This is a genomic window from Paenibacillus sp. FSL R5-0914 (assembly GCF_038004525.1).
GTDB lineage: Bacteria > Bacillota > Bacilli > Paenibacillales > Paenibacillaceae > Paenibacillus_AQ.
On record NZ_JBBORH010000005.1, the window covers coordinates 19,449 to 33,390 of the forward strand.

16 protein-coding genes are annotated in these 13,942 nt (G+C 45.4%); 11 read left to right on the forward strand and 5 right to left on the reverse strand.

What is annotated here, in order from left to right:
• The first annotated feature begins 15 nt into the window (after window positions 1-15).
• Window positions 16-756, forward strand: a complete 741-nt coding sequence (locus MKX60_RS30380; RefSeq protein WP_341061983.1) for a GNAT family N-acetyltransferase — start codon at window positions 16-18, stop codon at window positions 754-756.
• 58 nt (window positions 757-814) lie between these two features.
• Here MKX60_RS30380 and MKX60_RS30385 read toward each other — a convergent pair whose 3' ends face one another.
• Entirely contained in the window at window positions 815-1,618 is an 804-nt protein-coding gene (locus tag MKX60_RS30385) for an MBL fold metallo-hydrolase (protein WP_341061984.1), read from the reverse strand.
• Window positions 1,619-1,765: 147 nt separating this feature from the next.
• Window positions 1,766-2,350, reverse strand: a complete 585-nt coding sequence (locus tag MKX60_RS30390) for a helix-turn-helix domain-containing protein (protein ID WP_076283191.1) — start codon at window positions 2,348-2,350, stop codon at window positions 1,766-1,768.
• A gap of 164 nt (window positions 2,351-2,514) precedes the next feature.
• On the opposite strand from MKX60_RS30390, the gene MKX60_RS30395 reads away from it, so the two are divergent.
• The 9 genes from MKX60_RS30395 to MKX60_RS30435 all read left to right on the forward strand — a co-directional run bounded on the left by MKX60_RS30395 (window position 2,515) and on the right by MKX60_RS30435 (window position 8,279).
• A complete protein-coding gene (locus MKX60_RS30395) occupies window positions 2,515-2,802 on the forward strand; it encodes a Dabb family protein (RefSeq protein WP_042126253.1) in 288 nt (95 codons plus the stop codon).
• Between the two features lie 210 nt (window positions 2,803-3,012).
• Window positions 3,013-3,453 (forward strand): DUF86 domain-containing protein, encoded by a 441-nt coding sequence (locus MKX60_RS30400; RefSeq protein WP_042186787.1) that lies wholly within the window; start codon window positions 3,013-3,015, stop codon window positions 3,451-3,453.
• Window positions 3,454-3,512: 59 nt separating this feature from the next.
• Window positions 3,513-4,178, forward strand: coding sequence for a helix-turn-helix transcriptional regulator (locus MKX60_RS30405; RefSeq protein WP_042186789.1), 666 nt, complete (start codon window positions 3,513-3,515; stop codon window positions 4,176-4,178).
• A 100-nt stretch (window positions 4,179-4,278) separates the two neighbouring features.
• Window positions 4,279-4,731 carry a YtxH domain-containing protein gene (locus MKX60_RS30410; protein WP_339270230.1) on the forward strand — a complete coding sequence of 151 codons (453 nt, stop codon included), beginning with the start codon at window positions 4,279-4,281 and terminating at the stop codon, window positions 4,729-4,731.
• A 254-nt stretch (window positions 4,732-4,985) separates the two neighbouring features.
• Window positions 4,986-5,792 (forward strand): glutamate racemase, encoded by an 807-nt coding sequence (racE, locus tag MKX60_RS30415; RefSeq protein WP_076283405.1) that lies wholly within the window; start codon window positions 4,986-4,988, stop codon window positions 5,790-5,792.
• Between the two features lie 207 nt (window positions 5,793-5,999).
• A complete protein-coding gene (locus MKX60_RS30420; protein WP_076283189.1) occupies window positions 6,000-7,208 on the forward strand; it encodes a M14 family metallopeptidase in 1,209 nt (402 codons plus the stop codon).
• A 110-nt stretch (window positions 7,209-7,318) separates the two neighbouring features.
• Window positions 7,319-7,570: a hypothetical protein gene (locus MKX60_RS30425; protein WP_076283188.1), complete on the forward strand. Its 252-nt coding sequence runs from the start codon at window positions 7,319-7,321 to the stop codon at window positions 7,568-7,570.
• A gap of 125 nt (window positions 7,571-7,695) precedes the next feature.
• The gene (locus tag MKX60_RS30430; RefSeq protein WP_042126263.1) at window positions 7,696-7,998 is read left to right on the forward strand and encodes a HesB/IscA family protein; all 303 of its coding nucleotides are present in this window, start codon (window positions 7,696-7,698) and stop codon (window positions 7,996-7,998) included.
• 41 nt (window positions 7,999-8,039) lie between these two features.
• Complete coding sequence (locus tag MKX60_RS30435; RefSeq protein WP_042126265.1) at window positions 8,040-8,279, forward strand: DUF1450 domain-containing protein; 240 nt, start codon at window positions 8,040-8,042, stop codon at window positions 8,277-8,279.
• Between the two features lie 86 nt (window positions 8,280-8,365).
• On the opposite strand, the gene MKX60_RS30440 is transcribed toward MKX60_RS30435, so the two are convergent.
• Both MKX60_RS30440 and MKX60_RS30445 read right to left on the reverse strand, forming a co-directional pair.
• The gene (locus MKX60_RS30440) at window positions 8,366-10,336 is read right to left on the reverse strand and encodes an LTA synthase family protein (RefSeq protein ID WP_445670781.1); all 1,971 of its coding nucleotides are present in this window, start codon (window positions 10,334-10,336) and stop codon (window positions 8,366-8,368) included.
• A gap of 203 nt (window positions 10,337-10,539) precedes the next feature.
• Window positions 10,540-11,679 (reverse strand): THUMP domain-containing class I SAM-dependent RNA methyltransferase, encoded by a 1,140-nt coding sequence (locus MKX60_RS30445; protein WP_341061986.1) that lies wholly within the window; start codon window positions 11,677-11,679, stop codon window positions 10,540-10,542.
• Between the two features lie 278 nt (window positions 11,680-11,957).
• Here MKX60_RS30445 and MKX60_RS30450 point away from each other — a divergent pair, with 278 nt between their 5' ends.
• Window positions 11,958-12,587 (forward strand): O-methyltransferase, encoded by a 630-nt coding sequence (locus tag MKX60_RS30450; RefSeq protein WP_076283186.1) that lies wholly within the window; start codon window positions 11,958-11,960, stop codon window positions 12,585-12,587.
• Between the two features lie 7 nt (window positions 12,588-12,594).
• On the opposite strand, the gene MKX60_RS30455 is transcribed toward MKX60_RS30450, so the two are convergent.
• On the reverse strand, window positions 12,595-13,815 hold the full coding sequence (locus MKX60_RS30455; RefSeq protein WP_042126273.1) for an MFS transporter: 1,221 nt from the start codon (window positions 13,813-13,815) through the stop codon (window positions 12,595-12,597).
• Window positions 13,816-13,942 lie beyond the last annotated feature (127 nt).

Below are 13,942 nucleotides of genomic sequence, written 5' to 3' on the forward strand. Positions count from 1 at the left end.
TAAGGAGGAGATAACTTGTATAAAGCGATTGAAGAAATCACACTTAATACTTGGCCAGCGGAGCAGAGTGTTCTCCTGAATGGCTGGGTTCTGCGCACAGCAGCTGGATATACGAAAAGAGCTAATTCGGTCAATCCGTTATACGGAGAAAAAAGCTCTCTTGCGGATCTTACAAACCAAATTAAGCTTGCTGAGCAGTACTATAAGGATGCTGGATTAAAGCCAGTATTTAAAATAACGCCGTATATCCAGCCTGCGAACCTGGATGAGGCGCTAGCGGAGCGTGGTTACACAGTTGTCGAGCCATCATCTGTTAGGCTATTAGAACTGGAGGGATTAGCTACTCCTGATCTTCGATATGAGATACAAGTTCAGGAGAGCTTAACTGAAGAGTGGTTAAATGCATTTACAAAGCTCTCTGCGCTCTCAAAAGACAATCGGAGCACCTTAACTAGAATGTTATCCGCTTGTCTTTTGCAGCAGGGCTATATTCTGTTGATTAACAATGGCGTTCCTACCGCTTGTGGTCTGGGTGTTATTCAGAACGGCTACATAGGTCTCTTTGATATTATCACTGCTTCCGATCAGCGTAGACAAGGTATGGCGGAACAACTGCTGCTTGCATTACTACACTGGGGCAAGACGCAGGGTGCAACAACCGCTTTTTTGCAGGTTGTACAAGCTAATACTGGAGCTTCGGCTTTGTACGACAAGCTCGGATTTAAGGAGATATATCAATATTGGTATAGAGTGTAGTCTTGAATGATGCGGGGGCGCATTGGCTATTTCAGCAAAATGGGACCCCGTAAGGAAATCACACGAACTTCCCTTGACCCGGCAACGCCATTTCCTTGAAATTCTTGCATAAATGAGCAAGCTGAGTAGATAATTTTTCACCCTCCATAGGCACCCCATGTCCAGAGAGAACGATATGAGGATCTAGCAACGCAAGTGTGCGGACCGACTTTTCCGCGTCTTCCCAGTCCGTCGTGAAATAAGAGGGTGGGCCGTGCACCACCTGATGCTGGGTAGCTACTGCGAATACGGACTCTTGTTTGACTGTAAGAAAGGTGTCACCAGCAATCAGTAACTTATCTTCTGGTCTGAATAGTGAAATATGTCCGGGACTATGTCCAGGTGTATGGATCCATTTCCAGCCCTTTGCTCCGGGGACGGTTCTGTCTTCGGGTAATGGATGTATGGCTGATCCAAGGTCGATGCCATGATGTGAAAATAATGAGGACACCATACTCATCAGCCCGCCGCCTACGGCCGGATCGGCTGGAGGATAATCCGCTTTACCTGTTAGATAAGGAATTTCTAGTGGATGAGCATACACGGGTACATTCCATTCCTCAATAAGCTTTTTCACACCCCCGATATGGTCGAAATGCCCATGAGTCAGGATAATTGCCACCGGAGGCTTCTCATACTTCTCCTTAGCATAATCTATAATTCTGTTTGTGTAAGAGCTAAGTCCCGTATCTACAATGATCCAGTCCGAATTGGGCTGGCCGATGAATGCGCAATTTACGAACATGGTTCGTAGTCCGATGACACCGGGGGCCACGTCCCAAGTATCGGTGTAGCCTTCAGATAGTATTCCGTCAAGTCTCATCTTACGCCTCCTGTTCCGTTCTTTAGTACTGAACAATGTACCTAAACAGTAGTATGACCCTTTTTTAAGAAAAAAATATGGCAAAAAACCCTTCTCCTAATTAAGGAAGAAGGGCTGGCCTTGAACTTATTAAGCGATAGGATCACATTAGAGCGTTCCGCAGTCTGCAAATAGAATATGTCGTGGAATTCGGAAGAAGGTTTCGGCTTTTTCCTGCAGAGCAGGGGTAGGCAGATGGCTGCTGTGCAACCATTTTCGAAACGTCCCGGGATGAACACCTATCCAAATACTTACATCGGTTACGGAAAAATCGTAAACCATACAGAGGCCGGTTAGAATCACATTGCTGCGGGGCGAACTGGTAATACTTCTTTTCATAAATCGTGAAGGAGTTGGTTGACATACAATTGGACTCTGACGAATCAGTGCTTCATTGAACAAAATGTGGGGCGGGTACCCGAGTAGGCGGCAGGTCTTGTCAATGTTATTGTTGGAAGGGATACGACCTTCGTATACCCAGGCGCTTACGCTGCGAGAGGATATACCAAGATCTTCTGCGAGTCGTGAAAGTTTGATATCCTTAGCCATCAATACAGCAAGTAACACACGGTTTCTAATCTGGCTGCGCTTTGGACGGCGGAATCTTTTTACACGAACGCCTTGTCCAAGATATTTGCGGTTGATCAGAGACCACGCCTGGATATTATGAGTTTCTTGTTGGTTACTAGGCATAATTCCTCCGATTTTTTAAAAATATACTACAACACTTTCATATACATCGGCAATGGTTAATGCTGCTATTTCTGACATCACTTTTTAAGTTTCTTCCAGAACGCGTACGCTTATGATATATTTTTAATATCTAATTACAATATTACAACAGGGAGCGAGATAGAATGATCAAGCATATTGTGTTTTTTAAATTGAAGGACCGGTCCGAAGAAAGCGTTGCGGCAACGGTAGCCGTACTGCGAAATATGGAAGGTAAAATCCCGCAGCTCCTTTCGATTGAAGTGGGTGCTGATATCATTCATTCTGATCGATCCTTTGATATTGCTTTAGTTACGGTGGTAGCTTCTCTAGATGATTTACAGGCTTATCAGGTTCATCCGGCGCATAAGGAAGTTATAGCTCATATTAATGAAGTTAAAGAACTTTCAATTGCTGTGGATTACGTAATTTAAGCGATCTACTGATTAACAAGCATCATCATTTTATACCGGAAGCGGTGACAGGAATGCGTGAGCTCGAGTATCCGATGGAAGCGTTAACTTATTTGGTCGTTTTTCTTGCGGCATGTTTCATTATGTTCTTTTGGCTGAAACGCCGCGGCAAACGCGGTAAGTAGGGATAATGCAGATTTCTCTAACTATTTTTGACATGGGGGTATTGCTGTGTATTATGTCAACCGCAAACAAATCGAAACCATTCTTGCTCAAATCCCAGATATAACTACAGGTCTTCGGACTGTAACAGCTTCATGGGATGGCAATACTTTAACCGGACTAATACAAGAACGCTGCCTTCATCTGGCGATAGAGGTGGTTACGGACGTTGGTAGTTGTCTGATTGACGGTTTTATTATGCGTGATGCCGGAAGTTATGAGGATATCATTTCAATTATACATGAAGAAAAAGTGCTAGGTAAAAGTGAGATCTACGAGCGATTGATAGAGCTTGTCGCACTTCGTAAGCCGCTCGTGCAGGATTATTTTGCCTGGGAAAGAGAAGCACTACACCCGCTCACACCAATCCTTTCAGAGGTGCTAGAGAAGTTTGCTGTTGAAGTAGGGAATTATTTGGATCAGGAACTTGGGTCCGGTGTAACGCTATAATAGCATAAGATAGAATCATATAAAATAGGCGGTAGCCGTGAAAGAGAGGGGGTTCCTTTATGATGAAGATGGGGCAGGAAAATGGATCGACAAGGCACTTGATTATGACGCTCCTGAAGACGAAAGGACCACTGACCATCGGCGCGCTGGCAGAAGAATTGGGAATTACAGAGATGGGTGTCCGTCGTCATGTGCTTCAGCTGGAGCAGGAGGGACTTGCTAAGACAAAAGTGGTTCGGCAAGCGATGGGGCGGCCTTTACATATGTATTCTTTAACGGAGAAGTCCGAAGAGTATTTTCCAAAAAGCTATCACAATCTGGCTTTGGAGCTTTTGCGTGAATTGGATTATGGCAGTGGATTGGAAGCTGTTAATACATTGTTTGAGGGACGCCGTCGCCGGATGCTCACCCAGTATGCACCGATGATGGAACGCCGGAATTTGGAAGAGCGAGTAGCTGAGTTATCGTCGATCCAAAACGCTGGTGGATATATGGCAGAGTGGAACCGTGAAGAGGATGGTTCGTATGTCATAAAAGAATACAACTGCCCGATTCGCCAGGTGGCTACTCAGTATCGTAAAGCTTGTCAATGCGAGCATAGCCTATTTGAGGAATTGCTGGATGCTAAGGTTACACGAAGTGAATGTATGGCAGAAGGAGGACAATGCTGCCGATACGCAATTGCACCCAAAAATGTAACAGACAAAACTTCTGAAAAGTCGTAATAATTAGTCACAAGACAAACTCCTGCTGCTTATGATATAGCAGATATAGGCATTAGCCCGGTAGAGCGGGGAGCAATGAATTTAAAGGAGAGATGAAACGATGAAAAAGGACACAAAAGGTTTGTTATGGGGAGCTTTAGTCGGAAGTGTGGTTGGATCAGTGACAGCACTTCTGTTTGCGCCTAAGCCAGGTAAAGAGCTGCGCAAGGATATTGCGGAAGGAACAGCTGCTGGCATTGAAAAGGTACAGGGAATTGCCGTGCAGGCTGGAGACAAGAGCGTTGAGCTGTATGACAAAGCTAAGGATTCTATAGGTCATGTAGTCCATGAGGTTCGCGAATGGAGCAAATCATGTTCGAATGCTGTAGAAGAAGATACTGCTACTGTAGCAGTAAGTGGAACTGTTACGGAAGAAACGATTCAAGAGGCAGCGGCCACTTTGGAAGAGGTAACGGAGTTAGAGGTATCGCCTGTAAATGAAGAAGTAAGCAGTGAAGAAGCTAGTCTTGAAGAAGCTCAGCCAGATGACAAGGATAATAACGAAATCGCATAATGAAACAGTGGATGGAGTGTTTGGTTTTACGGTCAAAAAGTACTTATTCTCTTTTAATAGAGCCGCTTTTTCGCATTGGGCGGAAGGTGGCTTTTTTATTTCATTCTTATAGACCTGTTAAATGATGGAAAAAGTCTTGGCTTGAACTAAGAGTCCAAAAGGAGTAATATCTGCAATTGGGGCTGAAAGTCAGGTACATTTTGTTTTCGGCTTACATAAGCTACACAAAACAAGTAGAAGGAAGCGGTGTGTTCGTGCAGCAAGCTATTGCAATATTAGACTCAGGTGTGGGAGGGCTAACAGTTGTCAAAGAAGTGATGAGGCAGCTCCCGCGGGAGAAAATCATTTATTTCGGAGATACGGCCCGAGCTCCGTACGGACCCCGTTCGACCGAGGAAGTAACACTGTTTACAGAACAAATTGTAGATTATTTGATCCAGTTTAATCCTAAAATGATTGTTATCGCTTGTAATACCGCAACAGCAGCGGCACTCGATTATATCTCAGCCAAGGTCTCTATCCCTGTCATTGGGGTGATTCATCCCGGAGCCCGTGCTGCAATTAGCGCGACCAAAAGCGGACATGTCGGCGTGATCGGTACAATAGGAACCATCGGCAGCGGGGCTTATACTAACGCACTAAAGCAGCTGTCTCCTTTTGTTGAGGTTGTAAGTCAAGCCTGCCCAGCACTTGTCCCACTCGTTGAGCAAGGTATGTTCCGCTCTGAGATAAGTTATGAAATTGTAGAGCAGGCATTGGAAGGCATTAAAGATAATAACATCGATACTTTAATTTTAGGATGCACTCATTATCCATTTCTTGTTGAGCCTATTGGAGAGACCATGGGACCGGGAGTCAAACTGATCAGTTCCGCAGATGAGACAGCTCGTGAGATCAGCACGATTTTATACGATAAAGGCAAGCTGTCCATCGGGGATGAAAGTCCAATTCATCAGTTCTTCTGCAGTGGTGATGCTGAAATGTTTCAGCGAATTGCCCGAGACTGGCTTGGAGAACAAATTAAACGTACCCCAGTAGTATGGCAAGTATCCACGTTATAAGCAGAGCAATGTTGAATTGAATAGGGACAAACTCTACGGAGTGTAAGATAAAATAGGCTGAGAAGCATAATTCCCAGCCTATTTTCTTGTGATTCATTTCTCCTTCATGCAGGGTAGTGGCTCTTGCATACAATAGAGTTAAGTGCTGTTTGCTGCTATTTTTGTATCCACCGTATCAGCAATTTAAGGCCGAGAGGATGAGACCTAATGCGACAATATATTGCAAGCAGGGGAGATACCGTAAGCCGAATTGCCGCCCTGCATGGATTAACCCCTGAGCATGTCATTCAAGGCAATCCATGGGTTGGGAGACAGTCTTATTTATATCCGGGTCAGGTTTTATTCCTACCGTCTTCGCCGCGTAAAAGGTATGCGGTGCAGGAAGGGGATGATCTTGAACGCATAACCTCATTATTCAATGTGAGTTTAGATGATTTGGAGAAGCTTAATCCAGGTGTGTCCTCAGGGCGCTTCTGTACACCGGGAAAAGTCCTCGTCATTCCGCCTCCGATTCCAGAGCGAGTGGTATTCTTACGTGGAGAGTACGGTCCGGTTGATGTTGAGAACGACATCAGCAGCCTGATTGCACAATATCCTTTTATACAAGCACATCCAATTGGCAACAGTGTGCTCGGCAAGCCAATTCCTGTGCTTAAAATAGGCAATGGAACCCGCCATTTGCATGTTAATGCGGCTCTACATGCTAATGAATGGCTGACCTCGCCTTGCCTGATGTCGTTCATAGAAGAGTATGCAGCAGCTTATGCTAAAGGTTTGGCATGGAATGGTCATCGTCCAGAGGAATGGTACAATAATTGGACCCTATGGGCTGTACCCATGGCTAACCCTGACGGCGTGGAGTTAGTGCAGGAGGGCGTTTTACCAGGCCACCCTTATTATGAGGACCTTATGAAATGGAACGGGGGACGGCGGAGTTTTCGCCATTGGAAGGCCAATATACGCGGTGTGGATCTCGGGGATCAGTTCCCTGCTCATTGGGAAGAGGAACGGGAACGCCGTGGTGTAATCCTGCCCTCTCCGCGTGATTACAGTGGTCCTGAGGCGCTAAGTGAACCTGAGGCAGCCGCTCTAGCGGTACTTGCTGAGAACGCGCCCGGAGAAGCTGCAGTGTCTTTGCATAGCCAAGGGGGAGAGATCTACTGGAATTACCGGGGATATGAACCTCCCGAAAGCCGCGAATTAGCAACACGGTTGGCCGCTGCGAGCAGCTATCGTGCAGTCGAATTAACTGGCAGCGATGCCGGGTATAAGGATTGGTTCATCCAGACCTTTCGTAAACCAGGATTTACAGTAGAGCTGGGGATCGGTAAAAATCCGTTGCCATTGGCAGATTTTGAGGATATGGCGCTAGAAACGGGTCTAATTTTGGGAACGATACTATCCAATGTGAAATAATTATGAAACAATTACAGTAAACTTGCGTAACATAAACCATAGGGTATGGCCGCTGTCGTCACTACACGTTATCCGCGGCTGTATCCTTTTTACTTGGGAGGAGGGTCACTATGAAACTGAAAAAACTGCTGTCACTGAAACAATGGTCTACTATCTTCAGTAGTTCCTGGCGATATGTGATCTCCCCTAAAGTCGCAATAGGGGACAAGCTTTTATTCACAATCCCAGTACTGCTCTATTGGGTGTTGCCGGATTTTATGCCTTTTTTACCGATCGATGATATTGGTGTGACGATGCTTCTTATGGGCTGGTTCGTGTCACGGATGGGACGAAAATACCCGGCACTTCAGGCCGGAAAATGAGGCAGTGAAGTGAGATCTACCTCGGATTGTGTATCTAATTTGTTAATATAGTTGCTTTTAGATATCATTTACCTTTAAAATAGGTAATTGAGTATTTAATTTAAGTACTAGGAGATGGATGATAGATGAAGGTCAAAATTACCCGCAATGCGGCTAAAGTGATAAAGAAACAAATGGAACTTGAAGGAAACAGCGAGTTGAAGCTTCGCGTAGCTATTACGCATGCTCACGGTGATCATGCTCACTACGGACTGGATTTGGACACGCCTAATGAGAATGATGTTGTAGTCTCGACAGATAAAGAAATCGATGTTATTCTTGATCCGAATCAACCGCTCCTTGATGGTGTGGTCGTTGATTATTTATATCTTCCTGAAGAAGGTTTTGTTATTACTAATCCGTCTAAAGGTAATCACGGCGATCACTAAACGTTTCGCCTTAAATTTGGGACATAAAGAAGGGTTGCTCCATGGCTAACGATATACAAGTGTGCGATGAATGTAATTTTATGAAATTGAAGAGTATCATACCCAAACTGCAAAAGATGGCGCCTGATGCAGAGATCAAGGTCGGCTGTAAGTCGTACTGTGGTCCATGTGGCAAACGGGCCTTTGTATATGTTAATGGTCGTTATGTGAGTGCTCCAACAGAGGAAGAAGTGTTGAAGAAGGTAGAAGCTTTTATCAAGCAACCGGCCGTTCAGAAATAATGCAGAGGTCTTATCCATCAACTTAAAAAGCCCTAAACCCGTGTTGATGACGGAGTTTAGGGCTTTTTGTTTTATAAATGAAATTTTTATGGTGCAGATTCTTCCTTTCGGAGCATCTTGATGCCATCGTATTTCATGATATCGTCTGAGATTTGCAGTCGCTGCTTACTTGTCTCGAACCCGGTGCTGCACCCCGCAACGTCAATGGCTTCGCGGCTGTCGAGGCTATAACAGGTGCCACTGTTGAATTGTCCATTTTCACTTGGAAGATAGGAGCGCTTCGCATCGGCAAAGGCACCGGTTCGCAGTGTCACAAGTCGCTCTTTGCCACTGAACAGATTATTACCCATGAGATAATAAGGATCTTGTGAGATCCCAAGCAGATGGAGTAAGGAAGGTGTGAGATCCAATTGACCAGCCGGATTAGAATCAATCACCGAGGTGTTATTACCCGGCAGATGAATGAGTAATGGAACTTGATGCATGATTTGATGCATGTCGAGCTTATTTAAGCTTTTACCAAGAAATTGTTCGTAATAAGAGGTTTCTTGGATCGAGTTATCATGATCTCCATAAAAGGCAAGGATCGTGTTATCCCACAACCCACGCTGCTTCATATCACTCACCAATTCACCTAGAGCTTCATCTGTATAATGAACAGCCTGCAAATAATCTCCGAAGATGGTACCTTTAAACTCCCCGGTATCAAGCCCTTGCTTAGCCGCAGGGAGAGAATATGGGTGATGACTAGATAGTGTAGTCAAAAAAGAGTAAAAGGGCTTCTGGATCGATTCTACAGAATCCATAATATTTAGGGACTGCCGCAGGAATGATTTATCTCCCAATGACCAGCCTAGGGGCTCGTCGATCTTAAAGTCTTTTTTGCTATAAAAATGGTCGTACCCCATCGCCTTATACATAATCTGCCGATTCCAGAAGCTTCCTTCATACGCATGGAAGGCATTGGTGCTATAGCCCTTGGACTTCAAAATGGCAGGTAACGTGTCAAATTGATGATCCGGGTAACGGACAAATACTGAGCCGGAGACCAGCGGATACAGTGAACCATTCGAGGCGAAATCCGCATCGGAGGTTCGTCCTTGTGAGGTCTGATGATAGTAATTACTGAAGTAGGTATTCTCTTTGATTAGAGCGTTCAAATTAGGTGTGACCTCTTGTCCATTGATCGATCGTCCCACTACAAAATTCATAAAAGCTTCGGCCTGAATAACAACGATGTTGCTTCCGCTGTATTTTCCAAAGCTGTCGTTAAGAACACTTTGCTCAGCATTGTGTTCATTGAACCAGAGCTTCATGGAGCTGGCTTCCTTTTGTGAAAGCTCAGGCTGCGGGCCTAAATGATCTTTGGCATACAAGTAAATATCATAACCGTGAAATCCAATGAGTCCAGTAACGTTATACATCGCCAAGCTCCACCAGTTACCAGTGAATAAACCCTTGGCCCACGTAGTGGCGTAAGAGTGGATAGGGCCAAAGGTCAGAATACAGCCTAATACCAATGCAACGACCCCGTTAACGCTCCGTCTTAGTCCTCTCATAAAGCGTGAAGAGGGACGAAAATGACTTGTGCGAGCATAATAGGAAGGCTGTCCATTATTATAGGCAGGCGTGTTCCGACGGAATAACACTACCCAAATGGTGTAAACCAGAAATATCAGCCAATCCGCGAACAAGTAGAGATCAGAGGGACGGAGTAGTGCAAAGATACTTCCGCCAAGTGCATCCATCTGTCCGGCTTGAAAAAGAACGGGAACGGTGATGAAATCCTGAAAGTAGCGATAGTAGACAATATCAGAATAAATAAGTAATGTCAGGAGCACGTTTATGATTATCAGGGCTATGGTTTGTCCACGTCGGGGGAGCCATAACACCCAAAATGATAACAGCATAACTGAACCGAGAGCAATGAGCTTGTCGAGACGGTTCATATCAATATTAGGGGCATGCAGGCCGCTGTGAAGAAACATTAGCTTAGCGAGCATAAGGACAAGAAAAAGGATGTAACCAATATAACGGGAGCGGACAATAGTGATCATTCTATCCGTTATGGATGAGCTGATCCTACTAAATGGATCTCGTGACACGTTAAAGCCTCCTAGCACAGAAGTTGAGTATGTAAGAAGAAACGGACACCGTCCTCAATCGAGGTAGATGTCCGTTCTTATATTTCTCGCATAAACGCTTACCGTCCTTTTAAGGACGCCGAAGCCGTTCATGCTTGGCGTAATTGTCTTCCGAATTATTTCGGATTTCTAGGTGGAAGTGGACCCAAGTATTGATAATATTGACACTCAATACGTCCGTTATACAACTTGCGACGCTTGTCCGCTTTACGGCCGTAATATTGTTCGAATTCCTTATAAGGACTAATCGCGAAGAATGACCAAGTCGGTAGGTACAGCATCATTTCACCAAACTGGCGAGTCAGCTTCTCCACCTCTTTATCATTACTGATCCGTTCACCATATGGCGGGTTGGTAATGATACAGCCGTATTCGCCTTGGGGTCTTGCTTTGGCGGCAGCCATCACGGTGAAGGTTATTTCTCCGGACAGGCCGGCGCTTTTAGCAGCGGCTTCAGCAATTTCTATAGCAGCAGGATCGATATCCGTGCCGGTTAGCTGCAATGGATAATCATCTCGCACGGCATCGAAAGCTTCTTCGCGAGCTTCCTCCCACAGATACTTAGGGATGACTGGCCAATGTTCTGAAGGGAAGGAACGCCGTAGTCCCGGTGCGATATTCCAAGCGATCATCGCGGCTTCTATCAACAATGTTCCCGAACCACAACATGGATCATATAGCGGACGGTGGCCATTCCAGCGGCTAAGCTGGATTAAAGCGGCTGCCATCGTTTCCTTCAGTGGCGCTTCTGTAGCCTGTCTGCGGTATCCGCGTTTGTGAAGAGCAGGTCCGGTGGTGTCTAGCGTAATAAGCGCGATATCGTTTAACAGAATCACTTCGATCACATATCGAGGTCCGTTCTCTGGGAACCAGTCCGTATGATAGGAGAGCTTCAGCTTCTCGACGATAGCTTTTTTGACAATCCCTTGGGAAGCGGGTACACTCGTTAGTTGTGATTTATGGGATCGTCCTTCAACCGGAAATTCTCCATTCTCGGGAATCCAGTGTTCCCAAGGCAGCGCTTTAACACCCTCAAATAACTCATCGAAGGTTTTAGCGGGGAATTGACCCATTTTTACTAATACGCGGTCGGATGTACGCAGCCATAAATTACAGCGACAGATGTCGATATAATCACCACTGAACAATACACGACCGTTCTCGACCGTGGTCTCATAACCCAGTTCGTTTAATTCGCGCGCTACTACAGCTTCTAATCCCATAGGGGCAGTAGCGATTAATTGTAATTTGCTCAAATACTCTCAACTCCGTTTAACTTGTAGATAAATACAAAAAGCCAGTACAATAAGAAGAAACGACATTGTCGTCCTTTAAAGACGATAAGCGTTTCTCGCAAAAATATAAGACATAAACAATAGCGTGAAGCTATGGTTTCTTATATTTTAAGAAAAGCATCCATACAAGTATAGGGGAATGCGGGACACTTCACAATGCCCGGCATTCCATAAATCATAAAATCTTCCCCGTCATCCCTTCATTCGAGAAAACGGGGGATCATCAAAGGAGAATCTTTATGCTTACCCAAGAAGAATACAGTGAACAACTTTATACCGAGGACGAAATCCTGCTTCAGGTAAAAGAAGCTATCGTCCAAGCGGGTATGCCGGAGGTGTCTGTCGAGCCGGGGTACGGAAGACTACTCACTATGCTTGTTAGATTGTCTCGCTCCACGCGTATTTTGGAGATTGGAGCACTTGGCGGCTACAGCGGGATTTGCTTATCTCGCGGCTTCACTGAAGGTGGCACGCTGACTTCGCTAGAGCTGAGGGCCGATTATGCCGAGCTTGCTCGCCGTAATTTAGAACTGGCCGGATTCGGTGATTCTACGGAATATAGAATTGGTCCTGCAATGGACAGCCTGAAGGCACTTGAAGCAGAGGGCGCTAAGTTCGATTTCTTCTTTATCGACGCAGACAAGATTAACTATACCAATTACTTGGAATATGCCATCAAGATGGCTAATCCAGGAGCGATTATTGCTGGTGATAATATCTTTCTCCGCGGACGGACGCTAAATACAGATCGAAATGGACCTGCCATTCTGGCTGTACGGCATTTCAATGAAATGATCGCCACCGATGACCGTCTGATCAGCACTTGTCTGCCAGCCTATGATGGACTAGCGTTGGCAATGGTGAAATAGCAGAAGATTAGCGAAATAGCCGTGGCGGAGTAGCTTTGTATAGCTTAACCCGGACCCATACGGTGTTCAACAGCAACAAGCTTCCGGAGATGATAAACAGTCCCTCAATACCAATATAACCAGATAGAAAGCCGCCTATGATAGCTCCCAGCATATTGCCCAGTGACAATGTGCTGCCGTTGAAGCCGAATGCGCGGCTTTCTTTCCCGTCAGGGGTATAAGACCGGATAAGCGCATTAACGCTGGGCAAAAGGCCGCCCATAAAAATCCCCATGAGAAAACGGACAATAATTAGCTGCCACACGCTAGTAACGAATGCTTGCGGAATCAGGAATAGCGAAGCCCCGATTAACGCGTAGGTCAGAATGCGGTGTGCGCCGACTTTATCACTCAGCTTGCCGAGCAAGGGGGAAGCCAGCATGTTGGAGATCCCTGTAACTGCGCTGACCATTCCGGCTAAAAAGGCTATATTCTCAGCAGGCCCATTTAACTTTTCAACATAAAGTGGCAGCAAGGCCATGGGGCTGATCATTGCAAATTGCAGCAAAAAGGTTACACCAAACAGCGCCGGGAGCTGAGGGATTTTGATCAATTCCTTCAAGCCCTCCATTACTGACACCTGTGGCTCTTGTGCCGCTTCTGCACGATCGAATTTCTCTTTAACGAGAAATAATGCCAGCAGAGAGGCGATGAAGAGCAAGGCGCCAACGACATAAAAGATAGGACGAAATCCGATTAAATCAGCAAGAAAACCACCAATAAGTGGTCCAAGGATGGTACCTGCAACAGAACCCGACTGCATCAGCCCCATCGAAAATCCCATACGTGCTTTCGGAGTAGTACCCGAAACGAGTGCGATGGAAGCGGGATTGAAGCCGGAGATTGTACCGTTTAGCAGTCGCAGTAAGAGCAGCTGCATAGGGGATTGTGCGAAGCCCATCAACACCATAACGATAGCCATACCAAAGCTGGAGCGCAGGAGCATGATTTTACGTCCATATTTGTCAGCAAGTTTTCCCCATAGTGGCTGGAAAATGAAAGAAGTTAAAAAGTTTGCGGCAAAAATAAGGCCCGCCCAAATTCCAATTTCATGCTCACCCTGAACTCCAAGATCCTTAGCAAGATACAAGGTCAGGAACGGTGTGATCATCGTCATTCCGGCATTTACCAAGAATTGTCCGAACCAAAGCACTAAGAGGTTGACCTTCCATGTCTCCCATTTCTTCAAAGTGCTTTCACTTCCTTTCAAAGAATTTCAGAAAATACATGATTCACAGAAAAATAGACATTTTATCAGTATATCATTTTTTTAGCTTCAAAAGTGCAATACATGTCATAGTAATGTCATAGGATTG

Bases quoted from the DNA above. Each gene is read 5' to 3' on its own strand.
- MKX60_RS30420 (WP_076283189.1), top strand. From the start codon at position 6,000: ATGCGACAATATATTGCAAGCAGGGGAGATACCGTAAGCCGAATTGCC.
- MKX60_RS30410 (WP_339270230.1), top strand. From the start codon at position 4,279: ATGAAAAAGGACACAAAAGGTTTGTTATGGGGAGCTTTAGTCGGAAGT.
- MKX60_RS30435 (WP_042126265.1), top strand. From the start codon at position 8,040: ATGGCTAACGATATACAAGTGTGCGATGAATGTAATTTTATGAAATTG.
- MKX60_RS30385 (WP_341061984.1), bottom strand. From the start codon at position 1,618: ATGAGACTTGACGGAATACTATCTGAAGGCTACACCGATACTTGGGAC.
- MKX60_RS30430 (WP_042126263.1), top strand. From the start codon at position 7,696: ATGAAGGTCAAAATTACCCGCAATGCGGCTAAAGTGATAAAGAAACAA.
- MKX60_RS30450 (WP_076283186.1), top strand. From the start codon at position 11,958: ATGCTTACCCAAGAAGAATACAGTGAACAACTTTATACCGAGGACGAA.
- MKX60_RS30395 (WP_042126253.1), top strand. From the start codon at position 2,515: ATGATCAAGCATATTGTGTTTTTTAAATTGAAGGACCGGTCCGAAGAA.
- MKX60_RS30440 (WP_445670781.1), bottom strand. From the start codon at position 10,336: ATGATCACTATTGTCCGCTCCCGTTATATTGGTTACATCCTTTTTCTT.
- MKX60_RS30425 (WP_076283188.1), top strand. From the start codon at position 7,319: ATGAAACTGAAAAAACTGCTGTCACTGAAACAATGGTCTACTATCTTC.
- MKX60_RS30390 (WP_076283191.1), bottom strand. From the start codon at position 2,350: ATGCCTAGTAACCAACAAGAAACTCATAATATCCAGGCGTGGTCTCTG.
- MKX60_RS30405 (WP_042186789.1), top strand. From the start codon at position 3,513: ATGATGAAGATGGGGCAGGAAAATGGATCGACAAGGCACTTGATTATG.